The following is a 13,812-nucleotide window of genomic DNA, read 5'->3' on the forward strand; positions in this document are numbered from 1 at the left end:
TNTTTTTATTACTATTTTTCACATGCAATTCCATCGCCATCACGATCAAGATGAGAGCTATAACCTGGTTGCCCTTTATGTAAAGGAGCTTTCCCAGCTGCTCTAACTGCAGCACAATTTTTGTAGTATGCACTATCAGTATTACCATTAGCTGGTTGTGTTTGAGCTTGCTGTGCTTTTTGTTCTTCTTGTTGTTTACGAGCTTGTTCATCAGCCTGACGTTTTTGCTCTTCTTGTTGTTTACGAGCTTGTTCATCAGCCTGACGTTTTTGCTCTTCTTGTTGTTTACGAGCTTGTTCATCAGCCTGACGTTTTTGCTCTTCTTGTTGTTTACGAGCTTGTTCATCAGCCTGACGTTTTTCATCCTCTTGCTTACGAGCTTGTTCTTCGGCTAGACGCTTCTCATCTTCTTGCTTTTGAGTTTTTTCGTCTGCCTCTTTCTTTTCTAGCTCTTTTTTCTGTTCGCTATCTTTTGGCTCTTCATTATTAGAGGCAACTTTTGTACTAGTTGCTGTCGTTTTTTCAGAAGAAGGAGCTGAAATACCTAATAACGCAACAAAAATGACAAATAATACAGCTGTAATAATAAATTGTTTTTTCGCTACACCTGTTTTCTTAATAACAGATAAGATTGCTAGAACAAGGAAGAATATAAATAGAATGAAACTTAAAGTAGAAAAAAACTCGACGACGGGGTGTTCCGATTTTGTTGTACCGGCCGTTATTAATATAATAGAAATCATAAAAAGAATAACGGTAGGACGTCCATATTGTTTTGCTTTTCCATTTTTCTTAAAGAATGAAATGATACATAAGATTAAAAGAATAAAAGCAATAAAAAATAAAGCTGCACCAATATTACTTAAAATCGACATTTTCATACCTCTATTTGTAAGATTCTTCTTATTGATTATATAGGAGTTTATTGGATATTACACGGTTTGTATAAATTTAGAAAATTAATATTTTTAATAGACTTATAAACATTTATTTTATATATAAGGAAAAATGGATATATTTCCTATTACTTTTTGAAAGAGATTTCATAAATTATAGTATATCGATTGAAAGGAGGAGATTTGAATGGAATTTCAATTGTTGGTAACTTGTATATTACAAGAAGGTAATGCTTACTTTTTAGTAACGAAGGTAGATGATGTTATTACGTTAAAAGTACCGATTACTGCGGGAGTAGCAGGTTTATTTTTAGCTTTAGGTGTACCAAGATGTTCTTAATTTAAATCTCTATAGTAGAAGGGGAAGGGACATGCCTTCCTTTTCTACTATTACATAATATAATTATGTAAACTTAAATATCATATTTGTGATAGCACGTTTGAAATGGACATGCATATACTATAATGTTTCATTGGATGTTAGCGGTGAAAGGTAGTTTTAATAAGTGCATCCAGTGATATTTTTAAGCTATGAAAATAAAAGAGGTGCTATTATATATGAAAAGAAAAACATTGGATATTCCAGTTACATTGCGAAGAGAGTGGTTTTTAATAGAGTTAGCTCATTTAACGAAAAAATATGGAATTGAAATTGCAACTAGTAAAATGGATGCTGCACCGTTTTTAAGAGATCAAGTTACGGAGTCAAAGATAGGGAAAGGGCTACAATACGATAAATATGATGATGAGTATATAATTGAAAATTAAAGGGTAACAACAAAATTAAATTAATTTATAACAAAATATAAAATAAAGCAGATTCTAAATATAGAATCTGCTTTATTATGAAATACTTGTAGTCAACTAGCCTCTTTCTAGTGTTTTTCCTACATATTTCTCTTGCGTTATTCCAAAAGAGTCACGAAGAATGCGAGCATAATCTTTAGATTCTATTGGTCGTTTATTTTTGGTGCCTTTAAAGGTTTCTGTATAATTTTTATTTGTTAATGATATGTGACCATAAGTAGTTAATTTACAAGTGATAGCTCCTTTATTAAAAGGAGATTCTTTATGCTCTACAATCACTTTTTGAATCTTATTCACTTTTTTCTCATCTATTGGATCTACAGTGAAAGCATAGCCTATTTTCCATTCGTTTGAAGGTTCAGATTGTAAGAAACTTGTAGATTCCCCGTTAGCTCCTTTTCTCATTTCTAAAATATGCGTACCTTTTCGAGTATTTCGCTTACGAATTCGATATTCTCCTGTTTGAGAGGAGATGACTTCTCCGTTAAAAGGGACTGGATGTAAAGGGAGATGAGATGCAAAACCTGCATCCACAACATAATCTTTATCCTCATGACTTAATATGATAATGACATGACCATCATCGGGTTTCCATTTATTATCGTAAAGGTCATAAACAGTACCGGCTACTTTGTATACTTGAAACCCACAATCAATTAAAAAATAATACAATAGGGAGTTTAATTCATAACAAAGTCCACCTCGTTTTTGAATAAGTAACTTTTCTATTAAGTTATCTTTTGAGATATTTTTAATAGTACCAGCCATAATATCAAGATTTTCATAGGGGAGAATCATTCCCATTTTCAAGAGAATTCCATCTAAATCATCAAATGTTATTTCTTTTGCAGGAATTTCTAAGCGTTTAAAAAACTCCTTTTGTAATTTGGTCATCATAAAGTATTCTCCTTTCTTTTTACAGAATTTTCTTCTGCTCACCGATAGGTTAGTACTTCTAAAAAGTTAATTCAAGTGTGCGGAAATTATCATAATATATGTTTCTGGAAATATGATTTTCTATTCGGAAATTTCAGTTTAATTTTTAATCGTAGGAAAGTCTTATAATACAAGCTCCTTTAAAATTAGTTTGTATTTAATGAAAAGAAAGTACATATCTTTATTATATTTTTAAATAACTAACTAGTAATAAAATGTTTTTTTACTAAAATTTTTTCAAGATTTGTATGCTTTATATAAACAATAATGATTTAAAAAATATCTGGGTGTAGCGAAGTTAACAATTATTGAGAAACTTTTTTGTCGTATTCTATCAAAAGGAAGAGGTAGAAACAAAGAGAATAACGAGAGTTAAGGAAGAGGGGATACAACTAGTAACCTTCTAAAAATAGGGCTAACATCTTTTAAAAATGAAAGATTAGCTATTATTAAGGAAGGGAAAATATAAAATATTATAAAGAACACCTTCTTTCAAAAAATAGGGGGAGTAATATGCGACTGATGAGAAGATGTGTGGCCTTACTAATTGTATTTTTTATCATGGCTCCAACGATTAGCACAAATGTACAGGCAGAAGTTGTAAAAGAGCTTGGAAAGGGGTTTCCTGATACAGAAGTATTCACACCTGGAGAATGGTTTTTAGGCCAAAAACCTGCTAATTATGATGAGAATAAACCGCCAATTCTCTTTGTACAAGGAAGAAATGGTAATGCTGATAGTTGGTATGGAAAGACAGTATATCATGATATAAATGATATGTATGATTATACTTTAAAAGCAGGCTATCAAACAGTGTTTATACAATTGTATGATGCTGCAGGGAAAGGTTCGGCTAGTCAGTGGGATAACGGAAAGTTGTTAGCACAAAAACTTGAAGAAATATATAATCATTTCGGTAAAAAAGTTAATATTGTAGCGCATAGTAAAGGTGGTATTGATACACAAGCCGCATTAGTTGAATATGGTGCGAATCGATTTGTTGGAAATGTTATTACACTTGCTACACCGCATCACGGCTCAAATTTAGCAGATTTGTCATATAGTTGGTGGGCAGGGTGGCTTGCTTCTATATTAGGTCAAAAAGATGATGGTACGTATTCGTTACAAATAGGTGAAATGGCAAAGTTTCGTTCAATAATAGATAACAACCCAGCAGCTAAATTAAACCGTTACTATACGGCTACTGGAACTAGCTGGGGGCCAACATTTTCTGCATTATCTATGGGCGGGTTATATTTATCATCGTACGGTTCAAATGATGGACTAGTAAATGAATGGAGTGCGAAGCTATCGTACGGTACACATTTATTTACAGATTCCAGATTTGATCATGACAATATAAGAAAAGGATCAGCTGTTTTTGCACGAATTGAACCATATTTACGTACGACAAATGTGGGATTACCAGCTTTAGTAGCATCCAGCACTAGTTCAAATGGAGATCTAGAACAATTAAATACAACTTCAAATCAAAATATTTTAGGAGGCGAATTACCACAAAATCAGTGGATAGAGCAAAGTATTTCTGTTGATAAAAAGGCTGAAGGAATAGTTTCTGTACTAACTGCTTCTTCTGATGTAGAAGTACAAATGGTATCTCCAAAAGGAAAAATCTATGCAAATAAAGATAGCGCTATAACTACTGGTGAAGGCGAATCTTTTTTTAATGGGGCGACAATTAGAACGTTTAAGTTTGATAAATTAGAAGTAGGCGAATGGAAAATCAAAATGATGGCGAAGCAGTCGAAAGATGCATATTTAGTTGTAAGCGATTACAAGGATGATGCACCATTTGTTCTTCGAATGCCTACAAAAGTTAAAGTAAATAAACCTGAGTATAAACTGAAAAAATCACCTGTAGCACCTGAAATGAAAGGGGATCTTTCCATAACAGTAAGAGTCGTTAATAAAGAAGGTAAGTTAGTCTCTGAATTTAATGAATTACAAAATGTTAATACGAATACATTTACAGGTGCTTTGAAAGATATAAAACAACCGGGAGTATATAACGTTACGATGGATATAAAAGGGATGAATAAAGAAGGAAAACCATATAATCGTACGATTGTTAAGTCGGTTTATGTAGAGAAATAAGGAAGAACAAATAAGTATAATAAAAAAGTGCAGAAATCTTGTGTTAGAAAGAATTCTGCACTTTTTTTATGTGGGGAGAGATAATAGAAGTTGAAAAAAACTGTTATTCAATAAAAAAAGATGCTGAAATAGCATCTGAATGTGAAGAAATAATTTTAACTTAGTTTTGTAACTGTTAATTCCACTGAATTTATACCATTGTCACAAGTTACAATACTTTGACGATTAAAACCACTATTATTTCTAAGTTGAAGAGTTGAATTAGCAGGCACTGTAACAATCGTTTCGCCAACGAGTTGAAGACATTCGTTATTTGATGAAGTATTCATTTGAATAGCGAAATCACCTTGACTATCAGCAAGTGGATTGTTATTTAAAAATATAGTTATGACTGGGATATGTGGAAATACAGGATTTAAAGTAGTATTAATACTGGAAATGAACGAAACTCTATAATCACCAGCTTGTCTAAAGTGTATAGTAGTAGGATTTAGTAAGGAAACGCCTCCTGCTAAAGGTCCAACGTAATTAAATGAAAAAGGATCGCCAAAAGGAACAGTTATAAATTCAGTTTGCCAAAAAGTTCCGTATGCAGGACAGCTTCGTTTATGTGAATGGTCACATGAACATTTTTTATTTGAACTGGAAGAAGATTTGCATGAGCATTTTTTATACGAGTTTGAAGAATGATAGTATGAACCCAATATATTACCTCCTATTCTTAATAAATTTAAATCACATAGTAGTTTATGAAGATGAATCACAATTGGCGTGTATGCTTGTACTATAAAAGGAGATAGATTTGGAATATAAAGTGGTCAAATGATGAAGTGTAGTATTTGGGTATTACCTGTAACACCTTTTGAAGATGATAAGGTTTATAATTTGATAGAAAAATAAATGGAATTTCTAAATAGAGTGAAGTAACGAGGAAACGTTTATCCCGCTATTTTCCGAGCAGTAAGACTCCCACCTCAAAATTCAGCGAAAGCAAAGAAATTAGGTGGGGGATGAATTAAACCCCCACTCATTAAAATTTTACTTTACTATATTTATTTAGTCTGACAAAACAGAAATATTACCTTTAGCTGTATGGATGTTATCATTTGGTGAAGTTATGATATTTAACTGTATGTATATTAGGCTATTCAGTTTATCTTTTATTTGCGTAGCTGAGCAGGAAAAAGTCAGAAAATATAGAATAATGTACATATGAAGCATCATTTGTTTTTGGTGTGAATAGTAATTAAAGATACGCTAAAATATTTAAAATTGTAACGAAAGAGAGATTAAATAATAGAAGGAGCAACTTACATGGAAAATATATTAAAGGTATCTTCAAAATCAAGCCCAAATTCAGTCGCAGGTGCAATAGCAGGAGTACTAAGAACAAGTGGTAATGTGGAAATTCAAGCGATTGGGGCTGGAGCTATAAATCAAGCGATTAAAGCAATTGCGATTGCAAGAGGGTTCGTCGCTCCAAGTGGTATTGACTTAGCTTTTGTTCCAGCGTTTCAAGAGATTTCTATCAATAATGAAGAGAGAACAGCGATTAAATTAATTGTAGGCCCTAGAAAGAAAAGGTCTTAGTAGAAGAGAGCGTTACTATAAGGGAAAAAGCTAATAGACTTCCCAGGTTAGATACGTTATTTTATGTAACCGATCCTTGGGTGTGGACACGGCATTATACCGGACTCATGTCTGTTAATTTCTCCTTAAATTTAGCGCGTGTTCTAGATACTTAAAAATGCCAAATCCTTTGTGATATAAGGGATTTGGCATTTTTGATGTTTTTAAAAATAAACAACCCTAAAACTGCTCATTTAGAAGATTTAGTTTTAGTAGCGGCCATTGAACGTTTTTATGATAGTTTACCTGATAAATGGAGAGAAATAGTAGCAGACAATATTGATTGTGCTAGTTATGTAGATGGGAAATATGAAGCGCACGTTTTAATGGAAAATGGTATGGAAATAAAAATAGAAATCTTTTATGTGGAAGAAGACAAAGATGAAGAATGGATATATAAAGCTTATAAAGTTTTATTATAGAAATTTCATTTTCATACAAAGGGGAATTGATATGAATTTTGTAAACTTTGAAACACAAGAGCAATTTAAACAGTTACAAAAAAAATAATGTTGTAATTGTGAAATGGAAAAAAACGTAAGGCAGTACAAGGAATTAGGAGAAATCACACATCATAATTCTTACACAATTAATCGTATAAATGAATTGATTTTGAAAATAGTTTAGATGTTGTTGGAAATATAGTTAGTATATGTCCGAACTGTCATAGGTTGATTCATTATGGAAGAGACAAAGATAAGAAAAAAGTTTTAGAACTTCTCTTTGAACAAAGAAAAGATTCTTTGAAGAAGTTCGGTATTGAGGTATTTCTCAAAGAGCTATTTGGATACTATGGAATTCTAAAATAAGAATATTCATAGCTATAGTGAAGGTAGAATGTTTCATACTTAAACATAGCTATTATTGTGATGGAAATTTAAATTTCGTCTTTTGAAAGTATCAATAATTTGTATTATTTTTATAGGGTTATATATTTTTCTTTTGCTCTGCTGTATAGCAGAGCTCTTTTTTTTGTCGTACAAAAGCCACCTATATATGTGAAGTGCACCCCAATTGTTAGGCTGTGTCTAACAATTGGGGTGCACTTCAGTCCTGTCGGGCGGCTTCTTTTAATTTATATTCACCAATTCATCAAACTTAAACTTAGTATTCAAACCAAAGGCATCTGTACAATATATAGTTTTCGTCATCGGTTCAATATGTAATACATTTATGTACATGTCTTGCACCATTCCATCACGATAGTATGAGATATGTATTTCTTCTTCCTCATGAAAAGATTGCATTAACGCTCTTTCTATTCGTTCCATAGTATCTTGTGTTAAAAAAGGTTTAGGTACTTTATATTGTTCCTCAAACATTCTATGTATTTCCTCGTATTGCTCCGGTATTGAAGCAAATGGATTCCATTTCACCATACCTCTTCCACGTACTACAGGAAAGCTGTTATATTCCATGATGTAATACCTCACTTTTGTTTTTTTAACTCCGCTACAAACATGTGTTCTTTTTTAAGGTTTGAAAAGGGACCATTTTGTTAACATGAATATTCAAAAATAATTTTTTCAAGTTAGAATATTCAAAAACTTATTTATGCAAACAAGCATGTCATGATAACATTTAACAAAAGGGGGTAGAAGTAGATGAGTGTTGACATTATTTCTAAAGAAGAAATCACAAAATTATTAAACGAATGGTATCAAGCTATGATTTCACAACGTGTATTACAGTCTCAGAAAATAAAAGAAGATATTGCAAATAAAATCAATAATATTAAGGAAGACCAAACAATATTAGTCTACTACGCTTTATTGAATGCCCGGTATAAACTGCTAATTCGGGATATGGATAGTACAAAAGATATTCTGGACAAAATCGAGCCTTTACCAGAGTCTACAGAAACATTTTTAGAGTACTATCATCATTTATTTAAAGCAATTTACGCTATTAATAAAGCAAACCATAGTGAAGCAAGAATGCAATTTGAAAAAGCTGAAACGTTTTTAGAGTACATGCATGATGAAATTGAAAAAGCTGAATTTAATTATTGGCTTGCAGTCCATTACTATCACGTATTAAAACCAATCCTAGCAGTTCAATTTGCTACAAAGGCGAATGAAGTATTTTCAATTAGTCCAGGGTATGAATTAAAAACTGCAGCATGCTTAAATACTTTAGGAATGGCACACATTCGACTAAATGAATTCGAAAGTGCAGAGGAATATTTACTTTCAGCACTAGGTACCTTCCAAAAATCTAATGATGAACTTCTTATTAAACGAGTTAAGCATAATTTAGGACTTTTATACGCAAGTCAAAACATGCCAGAGTTAGCAATTAAACACTTAGAGGATTCATTAGAAAATAACGCTAAAACTATGTTTCTTTTAGCAAGAGAACATTTTAAGTTAGGTTATAGTCATATCGCTAATGAATATATTGAGAATGGCTATAAGATTAGCGACTTATGTTATCGTCATCATTTCCGAATTTTAAAAGCAGTACATAACTATGTACCGCAAGAAGAATTAGAAAATGTGGTTATAGAAGGTATTTCGTATTTTGAAAAAGAAGAATTATATGATTGGGTAAAAGAATATGCTTCTCTTTTAGGTGAAAGATTCTATGGTTCAGAAAATCACAGAAAAGCAAGCAAGTATTTGCACATCGCTTTAGATGCAGACAAAAAGAGCATAGAAAGAAGGGCGCTAAAATGAAAAAAGCAATCTTATTAATGATGATGTTATCCGCTGTTTTTACTTTTGGTCTTACTAATGTAAAAGACATACCACAAAACGAAGCAATTGAAGTGTTTATGGATCATGGAGAACATATTTAAAACCTAAGGAAGAGGGCGCTTATAGTGTCCTCTTTTTAATATCTATTATTTATATGATGAGGTTGCAGGTACGTCTTTTGGTTATTGTTTGATAAACGTAAGATGTTTCTAAAAATGTGTATACAAAGGTGGAATTTTGTACTGTATATGTTCACGTACTATATAAAAAAGTATGAAAATCTATAAAAATAATTATTTCAATAAAATTTGTTTTATATATTAAAAAGTGCCAAAACCCTTGTGGTATAAGGGGTTTGGCACTTTTGTGTTTTTTATATTTTATCAAATAAACAATTCTAAAACTGTTCATTCTTCTCCCAAGATTCAACGATATAATGTGCGATCGTCGGATTGAAGCCTTTACCAACTAAAAACATAATCGCAGCAACTTCTGTTAATGCGTGTTCATGTGATGTATGTTTTGCTTCATTTAAACCGTAATCTACCCATGGTTTTACGAAATCTAGTACGGGTTTCTTGAAAGGTAAAAACTGTGTACCGACAACTTGTTGAATTTGTTGTTGTGTTGGTTCAGTAATTGGTCCAGGTGGCAATATTTGTGGTTGTGTAATGTCTAGTGTTGGTCCAGGCGGTAAAATTTGTGGTTGAGTTGGATCTATTGTTGGTGGTTTAGGTGGTGAGACACGTGCGTCGTAGTTTGGTTGATACATTTGTTGTTGGTATTGCGGTTGTTGTGGTTGAGTTGTGTATGGGTTTTGTGGTGCTACATATGGATTTTGAGGATATTGTTGTTCTTGGTTTTGTGGTGCTACATATGGATTTTGTTGATATTGTTGTTCTTGGTTTTGTGGTGCTGCATATGGATTTTGTTGATATTGTTGTTCTTGGTTTTGTGGTGCTGCATATGGATTTTGTTGATATTGTTGTTCTTGGTTTTGTGGTATTACATATGGATTTTGAGGATATCGCTGTTCTTGATTTTGTAGTGCTGCATATGGATTTTGAGGATATTCATAATTTGGACGTGTGTCATATGGATTTTGTTGAAATTCAGTTTCTTGGTTTTGCGTTGTTGCATATGGGTTTTCGTCATATTGTGGCTCTTGCTGTTGTAACTCTTGTTCTTCGTATTGTTCTGTGTATCTCTGTTCTTGTTGTTGAGGATACAATGGTTGCCTTGGATAAGGCGGTTGATTATTATAGAACATGTTTATTCCTCCTTCATGATGATGCCTACCACCTAGTGTATGGGCGGACAAGAAAATATGTGATGAAAAAATGCGGGCGTGTTACAATAAGTAACTGGGTGAAGATAAAATGACAAAACAAGAAAAAATTCAAAAAACAATTACTTTTGTAAAACATATTTTAGAAAAAGATGCGAGTGGGCATGATTGGTATCATATTGAACGTGTACATAAAATGGCGATTTCTTTATCTGAGCAAGAAGGTGGAAATCGTTTTATAATTGAAATGGCAGCATTACTTCACGATGTGGCAGATGAAAAGCTAAATGAAAGTGAAGAAGCAGGAATGAAAAAAGTTTCTGATTGGTTAGAAGAGCTACGGGTTGAAGAAGAGGAAAGTAAACATATTCTTCATATCATCGCCAATATGTCTTATAAAGGTGGCCATGGCGGCACAGTAGAGTCACTTGAAGGGAAAATTGTTCAAGATGCGGATCGTTTAGATGCTCTTGGTGCAATAGGAATTGCTCGTACATTTGCATATGGTGGGGCGAAAGGGAGATTAATGTATGACCCAACTATTCCGCCGCGTGAAGAAATGACGAAAGAAGAATATAGAAAAAATAATGATCCATCTTTAAATCATTTTTATGAAAAACTTTTGAAATTAAAAGATTTAATGAATACGAATGCAGCAAAACAAGAGGCTGAAATTCGTCATCGTTATATGGAACAGTTTATTGAACAATTTATGAAAGAGTGGAATGCACAAATATGAAAATGTTAACTGTGGAGAACTTATCAAAATCATATGGGGAAAAGCCGTTATTTGATGGATTATCATGTAGTATTACAGAAGGACAACGTGTCGGAATTATTGGTGTAAACGGAACTGGTAAATCGACATTATTAAAAATTATTGCAGGATTAGAAACTCCTGATACAGGTGATATGACGCATTCACGTGGGTATACAATTAGTTATTTATCACAGCAACCAGAGTTTGATGAAAAACTGACAGTATTAGAGCAAGTGTTCCATGGTGATACACCTTTAATTCGTCTTCTTCGTGATTATGAAAAAGCACTATTAAATATTGAAAAAGATCCAAGTAATGAAAAAGTACAGGAACAATTATTTGCAGTGCAGCAACGTATGGATGCAATGAGTGCATGGGAAGCAAATGCAAATGCGAAATCTCTTTTAACGAAATTAGGAATTACGGACTTCACTGCAATTGTTGGGAACTTATCTGGTGGACAGAAAAAACGTATCGCAATGGCACAATGTTTTATTGAAACACCTGATTTATTAATTTTAGACGAGCCTACGAACCATCTTGACCATGAGACAGTTGAATGGTTAGAAGAATATTTAGCGAGATATACAGGTTCGGTATTACTTGTAACCCATGATCGTTATTTCTTAGATCGTGTGACGAACCGTATTTTTGAATTAGATAATGGTAAATTATATAGCTACGAAGGAAACTATAGTACATTTTTAGAAGCGAAAGCACTTCGTGAAGAGCAAGAATTGGCACAAGAATCGAAACGCCAAAATTTATATCGTCGTGAACTTGCTTGGATTCGTCGTGGTGCAAAAGCCCGTTCTACGAAACAAAAGGCGCGTATTCAGCGTTTTGATGAGCTAAAGGCACAAGAAGGACCAGCTGCAAAACAGTCAGTTGATATTGCACTAAGCGGAAGTCGTCTAGGAAAGAAAGTACTTGAGTTAAAAGATGTAACGAAAAAATTTGGCGATAAGACGGTATTACATAATTTTAATCATATTGTGAAACCGGGTGATCGTATCGGAATTATTGGGGCGAATGGAAGCGGGAAATCTTCCCTATTAAATATGCTTGCAGGTAAGTTATCTCCTGATAGTGGTGAAGTGGAAGTAGGACAAACTGTAAAAGTTGCTTATTATACGCAAGAAAATGAAGAGATGAATTTAAATCAGCGTATGATTGAATACATTAAAGAGATTGCAGAAGTTATTCATACGACAGATGGAAAAGTAATTGGTGCATCTCAAATGTTAGAACGTTTCTTATTCCCGACGCATTCACATGGTACACCACTTGGTAAACTATCTGGTGGTGAAAGAAGACGTTTATATTTATTACGTATTTTAATGGGAGAACCAAACGTACTTTTACTTGATGAACCTACGAATGATCTAGATACACAAACATTAACAGTACTAGAAGATTATTTAGAGGATTTCCCAGGTGTCGTTTTAACTGTATCGCATGACCGTTACTTCTTAGATAAAGTAGTAGATGAACTGTTCATCTTTACTGGCGGAGGCGAAGTGCGTGAGTTTCTAGGTAGTTATACAGATTATTTAGAAATGGAAAAAACGAGAGAACTTATGGAGAAAGCGGAAGTTCAAAAAGAGAAAAAAGTAGTAGAAGAAGCTCCAAAACAACAACGTAAACGTAAACTTTCATACAATGAGCAGCGTGAATGGGAAACGATTGAAGATACAATTGCCGAACTTGAAGAAAAAATTGAGTCAATTGGAGAAGAACTTGCGAAAGTTGGATCTGACTTCACAAAGGCACAAGAATTATCTGAAGCACAGCAGAAAACAGAAGAAGAGCTAGAAAAAAAGATGGAAAGATGGAGTGAACTATCAGACATCGTTGAAGGATTAAAATAAAAACAAGCTGCATATATTGAAAAGTAAAGAGAAAAACTTTACACTATTGGTAGAACCTATTTTAGGAGGGAAAAATGAGAACATCTAATCCAATGTTGAAAAAAGAGGCATTCCGTAAAGAGGGAGCAAGCGCTTCTGCGATGACGATTGGCGGAACAGTAGGCAAAACGTTTATTATGCTTATTTTGCTACTTGCAACGTCTGTCTATTCATACATACAGATGATGCAGGGGACGATGAAGATGCCAGTATTAATTGGTGCTTTAATCGTTGCGGCAATCATCGCATTCGCGTCTATGTTCTTCCCGCGTATTTCACCTTTTGGTGCACCAATCTATGCAGCGGTAGAAGGGGTTGTGTTAGGAAGTATTTCAGCAGTTTATACAATGAAATTTGGCGATTCTATCGTTTTAAATGCTGTATTACTAACAATCTCAATTCTATTTGCAATGTTAGTGTTATATGCAACACGCGTAGTAAAAGTAACGGATAAATTCCGTACAGGCGTTATGGCAGCAACACTTGGAATTATGGTTATGTATTTAGTCGTATTCCTACTAAATATGTTTGGTGTAACTGTTCCATACATTCACCAAGGTGGTACAATCGGTATTATTATTAGTGCAGTTGTTATTGTAGTTGCTGCATTAAACTTATTACTAGATTTCGATTTAATCGAAAATGGTGTACGTAGTCAAGCTCCGAAATATATGGAGTGGTACACTGCGATGGGACTAATGCTTACATTAGTATGGTTATACTTAGAAATTCTTCGTTTCGTTTCTTACTTTACGAAAAATGACTAATAAAA

Annotated in this window: 15 protein-coding genes and 1 pseudogene; 11 read left to right on the forward strand and 5 right to left on the reverse strand. The window is 33.3% G+C overall.

The window, feature by feature from the left end; translation table 11 throughout:
* Positions 1–11 precede the first annotated feature (11 nt).
* Positions 12–875 carry an excalibur calcium-binding domain-containing protein gene (locus HMPREF1014_RS10775; RefSeq protein ID WP_000025810.1) on the reverse strand — a complete coding sequence of 288 codons (864 nt, stop codon included), beginning with the start codon at positions 873–875 and terminating at the stop codon, positions 12–14.
* A gap of 208 nt (positions 876–1,083) precedes the next feature.
* On the opposite strand from HMPREF1014_RS10775, the gene exsG reads away from it, so the two are divergent.
* Both exsG and HMPREF1014_RS10785 read left to right on the forward strand, forming a co-directional pair.
* Positions 1,084–1,236 carry an exosporium protein ExsG gene (gene exsG, locus HMPREF1014_RS10780; protein WP_000395679.1) on the forward strand — a complete coding sequence of 51 codons (153 nt, stop codon included), beginning with the start codon at positions 1,084–1,086 and terminating at the stop codon, positions 1,234–1,236.
* A 218-nt stretch (positions 1,237–1,454) separates the two neighbouring features.
* Positions 1,455–1,664, forward strand: coding sequence for a hypothetical protein (locus HMPREF1014_RS10785; RefSeq protein ID WP_000824207.1), 210 nt, complete (start codon positions 1,455–1,457; stop codon positions 1,662–1,664).
* A 96-nt stretch (positions 1,665–1,760) separates the two neighbouring features.
* On the opposite strand, the gene HMPREF1014_RS10790 is transcribed toward HMPREF1014_RS10785, so the two are convergent.
* Entirely contained in the window at positions 1,761–2,600 is an 840-nt protein-coding gene (locus HMPREF1014_RS10790) for an arylamine N-acetyltransferase family protein (protein ID WP_000988428.1), read from the reverse strand.
* 552 nt (positions 2,601–3,152) lie between these two features.
* On the opposite strand from HMPREF1014_RS10790, the gene HMPREF1014_RS10795 reads away from it, so the two are divergent.
* Positions 3,153–4,754, forward strand: coding sequence for a lipase family alpha/beta hydrolase (locus tag HMPREF1014_RS10795; protein WP_001238711.1), 1,602 nt, complete (start codon positions 3,153–3,155; stop codon positions 4,752–4,754).
* A 155-nt stretch (positions 4,755–4,909) separates the two neighbouring features.
* Here the strand turns inward: HMPREF1014_RS10795 and HMPREF1014_RS10800 are convergent, their stop codons facing one another.
* Positions 4,910–5,458, reverse strand: coding sequence for a hypothetical protein (locus HMPREF1014_RS10800; protein WP_000536154.1), 549 nt, complete (start codon positions 5,456–5,458; stop codon positions 4,910–4,912).
* Positions 5,459–6,068: 610 nt separating this feature from the next.
* Here HMPREF1014_RS10800 and HMPREF1014_RS10805 point away from each other — a divergent pair.
* From HMPREF1014_RS10805 to HMPREF1014_RS32440, 3 genes and pseudogenes are all read left to right on the forward strand, one after another.
* The gene (locus HMPREF1014_RS10805) at positions 6,069–6,344 is read left to right on the forward strand and encodes a stage V sporulation protein S (RefSeq protein WP_000427801.1); all 276 of its coding nucleotides are present in this window, start codon (positions 6,069–6,071) and stop codon (positions 6,342–6,344) included.
* Between the two features lie 197 nt (positions 6,345–6,541).
* Positions 6,542–6,805, forward strand: coding sequence for a hypothetical protein (locus HMPREF1014_RS10810; RefSeq protein WP_000478849.1), 264 nt, complete (start codon positions 6,542–6,544; stop codon positions 6,803–6,805).
* Between the two features lie 186 nt (positions 6,806–6,991).
* Positions 6,992–7,192, forward strand: a pseudogene (locus tag HMPREF1014_RS32440) (HNH endonuclease); the annotation flags it as partial.
* 261 nt (positions 7,193–7,453) lie between these two features.
* On the opposite strand, the gene HMPREF1014_RS10820 reads toward HMPREF1014_RS32440, so the two are convergent.
* Positions 7,454–7,801, reverse strand: a complete 348-nt coding sequence (locus HMPREF1014_RS10820; protein ID WP_000456233.1) for a YolD-like family protein — start codon at positions 7,799–7,801, stop codon at positions 7,454–7,456.
* Positions 7,802–7,987: 186 nt separating this feature from the next.
* On the opposite strand from HMPREF1014_RS10820, the gene HMPREF1014_RS10825 reads away from it, so the two are divergent.
* Positions 7,988–9,061: a response regulator aspartate phosphatase gene (locus HMPREF1014_RS10825; RefSeq protein WP_000109862.1), complete on the forward strand. Its 1,074-nt coding sequence runs from the start codon at positions 7,988–7,990 to the stop codon at positions 9,059–9,061.
* A complete protein-coding gene (locus HMPREF1014_RS10830; protein WP_000709202.1) occupies positions 9,058–9,183 on the forward strand; it encodes a hypothetical protein in 126 nt (41 codons plus the stop codon). Before HMPREF1014_RS10825 ends, HMPREF1014_RS10830 begins: the two co-directional genes overlap by 4 nt.
* Positions 9,184–9,479: 296 nt before the next feature.
* Here the strand turns inward: HMPREF1014_RS10830 and HMPREF1014_RS10835 are convergent, their stop codons facing one another.
* Positions 9,480–10,352 carry a hypothetical protein gene (locus HMPREF1014_RS10835; protein WP_000499718.1) on the reverse strand — a complete coding sequence of 291 codons (873 nt, stop codon included), beginning with the start codon at positions 10,350–10,352 and terminating at the stop codon, positions 9,480–9,482.
* A 109-nt stretch (positions 10,353–10,461) separates the two neighbouring features.
* Between HMPREF1014_RS10835 and HMPREF1014_RS10840 the strand changes: the two genes are divergently transcribed.
* The 3 genes from HMPREF1014_RS10840 to HMPREF1014_RS10850 all read left to right on the forward strand — a co-directional run bounded on the left by HMPREF1014_RS10840 (position 10,462) and on the right by HMPREF1014_RS10850 (position 13,807).
* Complete coding sequence (locus tag HMPREF1014_RS10840; RefSeq protein ID WP_000165966.1) at positions 10,462–11,109, forward strand: HD domain-containing protein; 648 nt, start codon at positions 10,462–10,464, stop codon at positions 11,107–11,109.
* Positions 11,106–13,001, forward strand: coding sequence for an ABC-F family ATP-binding cassette domain-containing protein (locus HMPREF1014_RS10845; RefSeq protein WP_000783169.1), 1,896 nt, complete (start codon positions 11,106–11,108; stop codon positions 12,999–13,001). The genes HMPREF1014_RS10840 and HMPREF1014_RS10845 overlap by 4 nt, the downstream gene beginning before the upstream one ends.
* Before the next feature lie 74 nt (positions 13,002–13,075).
* Complete coding sequence (locus HMPREF1014_RS10850) at positions 13,076–13,807, forward strand: Bax inhibitor-1/YccA family protein (RefSeq protein WP_001260655.1); 732 nt, start codon at positions 13,076–13,078, stop codon at positions 13,805–13,807.
* Positions 13,808–13,812: the final 5 nt, after the last annotated feature.

This window comes from Bacillus sp. 7_6_55CFAA_CT2 (assembly GCF_000238655.1).
GTDB classification, from domain to species: Bacteria; Bacillota; Bacilli; order Bacillales; family Bacillaceae_G; genus Bacillus_A; species Bacillus_A cereus.

What these genes read in the sequence shown, in the direction of transcription:
- HMPREF1014_RS10820 (WP_000456233.1), bottom strand. Translation starts at nt 7,801, where the DNA reads ATGGAATATAACAGCTTTCCTGTAGTACGTGGAAGAGGTATGGTGAAA.
- exsG (WP_000395679.1), top strand. Translation starts at nt 1,084, where the DNA reads ATGGAATTTCAATTGTTGGTAACTTGTATATTACAAGAAGGTAATGCT.
- HMPREF1014_RS10805 (WP_000427801.1), top strand. Translation starts at nt 6,069, where the DNA reads ATGGAAAATATATTAAAGGTATCTTCAAAATCAAGCCCAAATTCAGTC.
- HMPREF1014_RS10850 (WP_001260655.1), top strand. Translation starts at nt 13,076, where the DNA reads ATGAGAACATCTAATCCAATGTTGAAAAAAGAGGCATTCCGTAAAGAG.
- HMPREF1014_RS10840 (WP_000165966.1), top strand. Translation starts at nt 10,462, where the DNA reads ATGACAAAACAAGAAAAAATTCAAAAAACAATTACTTTTGTAAAACAT.
- HMPREF1014_RS10785 (WP_000824207.1), top strand. Translation starts at nt 1,455, where the DNA reads ATGAAAAGAAAAACATTGGATATTCCAGTTACATTGCGAAGAGAGTGG.
- HMPREF1014_RS10830 (WP_000709202.1), top strand. Translation starts at nt 9,058, where the DNA reads ATGAAAAAAGCAATCTTATTAATGATGATGTTATCCGCTGTTTTTACT.
- HMPREF1014_RS10835 (WP_000499718.1), bottom strand. Translation starts at nt 10,352, where the DNA reads ATGTTCTATAATAATCAACCGCCTTATCCAAGGCAACCATTGTATCCT.
- HMPREF1014_RS10795 (WP_001238711.1), top strand. Translation starts at nt 3,153, where the DNA reads ATGCGACTGATGAGAAGATGTGTGGCCTTACTAATTGTATTTTTTATC.
- HMPREF1014_RS10825 (WP_000109862.1), top strand. Translation starts at nt 7,988, where the DNA reads ATGAGTGTTGACATTATTTCTAAAGAAGAAATCACAAAATTATTAAAC.
- HMPREF1014_RS10810 (WP_000478849.1), top strand. Translation starts at nt 6,542, where the DNA reads ATGTTTTTAAAAATAAACAACCCTAAAACTGCTCATTTAGAAGATTTA.
- HMPREF1014_RS10790 (WP_000988428.1), bottom strand. Translation starts at nt 2,600, where the DNA reads ATGATGACCAAATTACAAAAGGAGTTTTTTAAACGCTTAGAAATTCCT.
- HMPREF1014_RS10845 (WP_000783169.1), top strand. Translation starts at nt 11,106, where the DNA reads ATGAAAATGTTAACTGTGGAGAACTTATCAAAATCATATGGGGAAAAG.
- HMPREF1014_RS10775 (WP_000025810.1), bottom strand. Translation starts at nt 875, where the DNA reads ATGTCGATTTTAAGTAATATTGGTGCAGCTTTATTTTTTATTGCTTTT.